The organism is Ruegeria sp. BH8 (genome assembly GCF_056538065.1).
Window position 1 is genome coordinate 1 of sequence record NZ_JBQFSP010000041.1, and the last position, 3975, is coordinate 3975.

The 3975-nt window shown below is 54.1% G+C and carries 4 protein-coding genes; 3 read left to right on the forward strand and 1 reads right to left on the reverse strand.

Translation table 11 applies throughout. The annotated features are described in order from the left end of the window. Positions 1-200 precede the first annotated feature (200 nt). Positions 201-1154, reverse strand: a complete 954-nt coding sequence (locus ACR0AD_RS20970) for a ketopantoate reductase family protein (protein ID WP_480489505.1) — start codon at positions 1152-1154, stop codon at positions 201-203. A gap of 235 nt (positions 1155-1389) precedes the next feature. On the opposite strand from ACR0AD_RS20970, the gene ACR0AD_RS20975 reads away from it, so the two are divergent. From ACR0AD_RS20975 to ACR0AD_RS20985, 3 genes are all read left to right on the forward strand, one after another. Continuing rightward, the gene (locus ACR0AD_RS20975; protein ID WP_480489504.1) at positions 1390-1965 is read left to right on the forward strand and encodes an amino acid synthesis family protein; all 576 of its coding nucleotides are present in this window, start codon (positions 1390-1392) and stop codon (positions 1963-1965) included. Further along, on the forward strand, positions 1958-2875 hold the full coding sequence (locus ACR0AD_RS20980) for a 2-hydroxy-3-oxopropionate reductase (protein ID WP_480489503.1): 918 nt from the start codon (positions 1958-1960) through the stop codon (positions 2873-2875). Before ACR0AD_RS20975 ends, ACR0AD_RS20980 begins: the two co-directional genes overlap by 8 nt. A 133-nt stretch (positions 2876-3008) precedes the next feature. Beyond that, on the forward strand, positions 3009-3569 hold the full coding sequence (locus tag ACR0AD_RS20985) for a helix-turn-helix domain-containing protein (protein WP_480489502.1): 561 nt from the start codon (positions 3009-3011) through the stop codon (positions 3567-3569). Positions 3570-3975 lie beyond the last annotated feature (406 nt).

The following is a 3975-nucleotide window of genomic DNA, read 5'->3' on the forward strand; positions in this document are numbered from 1 at the left end:
AGCGGAACCCTTTTAGGCGTGGCATATTGGTCGGATTGTTCATGGCCCGCGGATAGCCCAGTCAAGACAGACGAACAACTTGGCAATACCGGCGCAATGTTTAATAGAACAGCAAGAGACAGAAAGCTCGTCCAATCTAAAAGACTATAGTCGAACATCTTTGCTGCCTCTCAATTGTATGCTGTAAACAGGCAATTCAGTCATGATCTGGTTCTTTGAATTTCGTATGCGCGCAGATGGCGCAGGGCTGTCGCGAGGTTGGGCGTGGCAAAGCCGTGCAATTCACCTCGCGCGACAATATCACCAAGGATGTGTTCAGATTCGGTCCTCCGTCTCGCAAGCAAATCGCGCAGCATAGACGCCGCTGCGTTCGACCCTTCCTCGGTCAGTTGCGAGCGATAACGCTCAAGATCACGCTCGGGCGGAGGATACCCTTCTGCCTCGGCAACTGCGCATGCCTCGTTCAATGTCATCAGGATTGTGTCCCGACCGCCTGGAACCGCGACAATCGTGCCGATATCCGCGCGATACAGGCATGTGACAGCCGCAAGCGTGGCGAGAAAAACAAATTTGGTCCACATAGCTTCTGACGCATCAGCCACAAGCTGCGTATCAAGGTCATTACCCTGGATCGAAGAGAGAAGAAGCTGCATTTGTTCTGGTACTTCAGGTCCGCCCCGAAGAGGTCCGGCGAAGTAACTGCACAGCCGATTGAGGTGTTTGACCTGTCCTGGCCCATTCGTCGTCGCCCCGATATGCGCGACACCGCCCAGTAGGCGGGCATGAGGGATGGCCTGCCGGAGGATTTCGATATGGCGGACGCCGTTCAGCAACGGTAGAACCAAAGTCTCAGAGGACACATGGGGTGCAATTGCATCGATAGCGCTGTGAAGATCGTAGGCCTTGCAACTCAGAACGACTAAATCGAATGAGTTTTCCTCAGTTTTGTGACCTCGCGGGTTGCCTTCTTCTGAGTGCAGGTAAGGAACCGTACCAGTCCAGTCTCCCAGTGGGCTTTGGATATGCAAGCCATTCTGCTCGACGACCTGCGCCGTCCCTTCTCGCAAAAGAAGGGTGGGCATATGGCCGCGCTGAGCCATACGACCCGCAAGGTATCCGCCGACTCCACCGGCTCCGAGTATCAGAGTTTTCACGTGGTTCTCTCCTTCATCAGGCGGTTCTCAGGAAGCAGTGATTCTACTATATAAGATAATCCATGCCCATCCAGATGTCTATTCGTTTGGATATTAGTGAATGGAGAACGAAATACCTTAAATATATCTTGTTAATGAGTGAGTTGCCGGGTTTTGGTGACATCAAGTTGGCGGTCTTGACATATTCCTATATAGTAGAAATTATAGTAGACGGCAATTTTCAGGAGGCTGGGTAATGCAAGTCCGAGACATCCATTTGATCGAGCAGGAGATACGCCGCGAAGGCGGTGTGGAACTTGCGGAACCAGCTCGTAGAGTCGCTGCTTGTGCGACATTATTGAACCCGCTCGCAGGACAATCCGGCGTGGAGGACCTGTCAGAGCTGGTCGAACTGTCGGTACAGGCAGGCAACCTGCTCACCGAGCGTGCATTGGCCAGAATAGGACAGGACACTGTCCGTAGTTTTGGCAAAGCGGTCATCGTCGGCACAAACGGCGATCTCGAACACGGGGCGGCGATGATTCACGTTCGTATCGGACTGACAATGCGCAATGGTCTTCAACGTGGCATGGCGCTCATCCCTGGCAACGGCAAGTCGGGCACCGCCGGTTCACCAATCGATATGATCCTTGGGGGTGTGGATGACGGTTGGGATTATGATGCTATGGACACAATGACGATTGTCGTGCCTGGTTCCCCAAGGCCGGATGAGGTTCTGCTCTGCGTCGGGTTTGCAACCGCACGACCCAATGCGCGGATCGCAGGAGCCAGCCAATCCCAAGTGTCGGACCTGGTGAATTCCTATGAGTGAGGCGGGCGGCGCTGCAAGCCGGGTGATAAGCCGGGTTGGGATCATCGGCCTTGGCGTAATGGGCGCCCCGATGGCCAGCAATTTGCTCGACGCAGGGTTCGACGTCATCACTTCGACCCATCACAAGGCGGCCCCGGACGAACTCGTTTCAAAAGGCCTTCGGACCGAAGATGAGCCTGCAAGCGTTGCAAACGCGGCAGATGCTGTAATCCTCATGTTGCCGGACACCCAAGAGGTCGAAACGGTGTTATTCGGTCCGCAAGGCGTTGTTTCTGGATTGGGAAAAAACTCTCTGGTCATCGATATGAGCTCGATCGCCCCAACTTCCACAAAGGCCTTCGCGCAGCGTGTGCGCGACGCGGGATGCGGCTATCTGGATGCCCCGGTTTCCGGAGGTGAGGTTGGTGCCAAGAACGCGACACTGACGATTATGGTCGGAGGTGACAAAGTTGCATTTGCACGTGCACACCCGATCTTCGAAGCCTTAGGCCGCAACATCAGCCTAGTCGGACAAAACGGGGACGGCCAGACAGCGAAAATCGCGAACCAGATTATCGTCGCAACGACGATCCTTGCCGTTAGCGAAGCACTTCTCTTCGCATCCAAATCCGGCGCTGACCCCGAGCAAGTACGTACGGCCCTTCTCGGTGGCTTTGCTAACTCAAAGATTCTCGAGATGCATGGCAGGCGTATGGTCGAACGCACGTTTGAACCAGGGTTTCGCATTCGGCTGCATCAGAAGGATTTGGATCTCGCTCTGTCGAGCGCCAAGGAAAATTCAATACCGCTTCCTGCAACCGCCTTATGCCAGCAGCTGTTTAACGTCTGCGCAGCCCATGATCTGGGCGACAAGGACCATGCCGCGCTTGTGCAATCCCTAGAAGTACTTGCCGATCACAACCTGGCGTAATTGCATCGTCTTTCGCGGAGCAAGACAGTAAAGGGAAATGAATGAGTGGGTTGGTTCTTGCTCTTGCTCCCGCGAGGAACCCATGTACCGAAGCATGCTTCTCAAGCATCAGCCAAAGTTCTATTGAGGACATATGGAAACCCCGTCGCTCCCCGGTGCGCTAAAGCGTCATCGCCAATCACGAGACTTGACGCTTGACGCTTTGGCGAATGCGTCCGGAGTCAGTCGGGCAATGATATCGAAGATCGAAAGAGGTGAAGCGACACCGACAACATCTGTTCTGGGCAAATTGGCCGAGGCGCTCGATGTGACGATCTCGCAGCTCATTGGCGGCAAGCTCGGCAGTGGATGTTTGATGATTCCATATCTAAAGCAGCCTCTTTTCAAAGAGGCCGAAACAGGATTCGAGAGGCGCTCTCTGTCTCCCCTGTATCGGGGCCGCGGCGTCGATGTAGCCATGAACACGTTGCCACCAGGCCAAACAACCGGACCTTTCCCATCTCATCGAATGGGCGTTGAAGAGCATCTATTTCTCAGAGCTGGACAACTGCGTGTTAAGATCGGAGAAGAGATTTTTGACCTCAACGCTGGAGACTTTCTGTTTTACCCTGCAGATCAGGACCACACCTTCTCTAACACAGGCGACACGACCGCAGAGTTTTTGATTGTCATCGATAGCACCCGCCTTCGTTGAGTATTCCGAGCGATGACAAAAAGTGGACGTCCATCCCTTCCGCAGCTTCTGGTAATATGAGTTCGCTCGTTGAAGCTGACGCACCACAGTAAGTCAAAGACAGCCTACCGAAAACGTTTAAAGTGTCATTTCGCCCCGTGCCGCAATGGACCCCTCGTAGTCGCCGTATTCGCCCATGATGTTGCGGGAATAGATGTGTCATAGGCCACCGCTGGTCGGGTAGGCAATCTCCTGACCGCTTCCCGAGACGAAGGTCGCGTGTAAACCGTTCCCATGACATATTCCTCCTATTAGATAACTCATTGCTTTCTAATAGTGACCTGCCCCCCGAGGCTCCCTCGTTCATAACGAGAGTCTGCGGGTCTGGTTTTCATATTCTTCGGTTTTGGTTTGGGCAAGCGCGCCG

What these genes read in the sequence shown, in the direction of transcription:
- ACR0AD_RS20985 (WP_480489502.1), top strand. Translation starts at nt 3,009, where the DNA reads ATGGAAACCCCGTCGCTCCCCGGTGCGCTAAAGCGTCATCGCCAATCA.
- ACR0AD_RS20980 (WP_480489503.1), top strand. Translation starts at nt 1,958, where the DNA reads ATGAGTGAGGCGGGCGGCGCTGCAAGCCGGGTGATAAGCCGGGTTGGG.
- ACR0AD_RS20975 (WP_480489504.1), top strand. Translation starts at nt 1,390, where the DNA reads ATGCAAGTCCGAGACATCCATTTGATCGAGCAGGAGATACGCCGCGAA.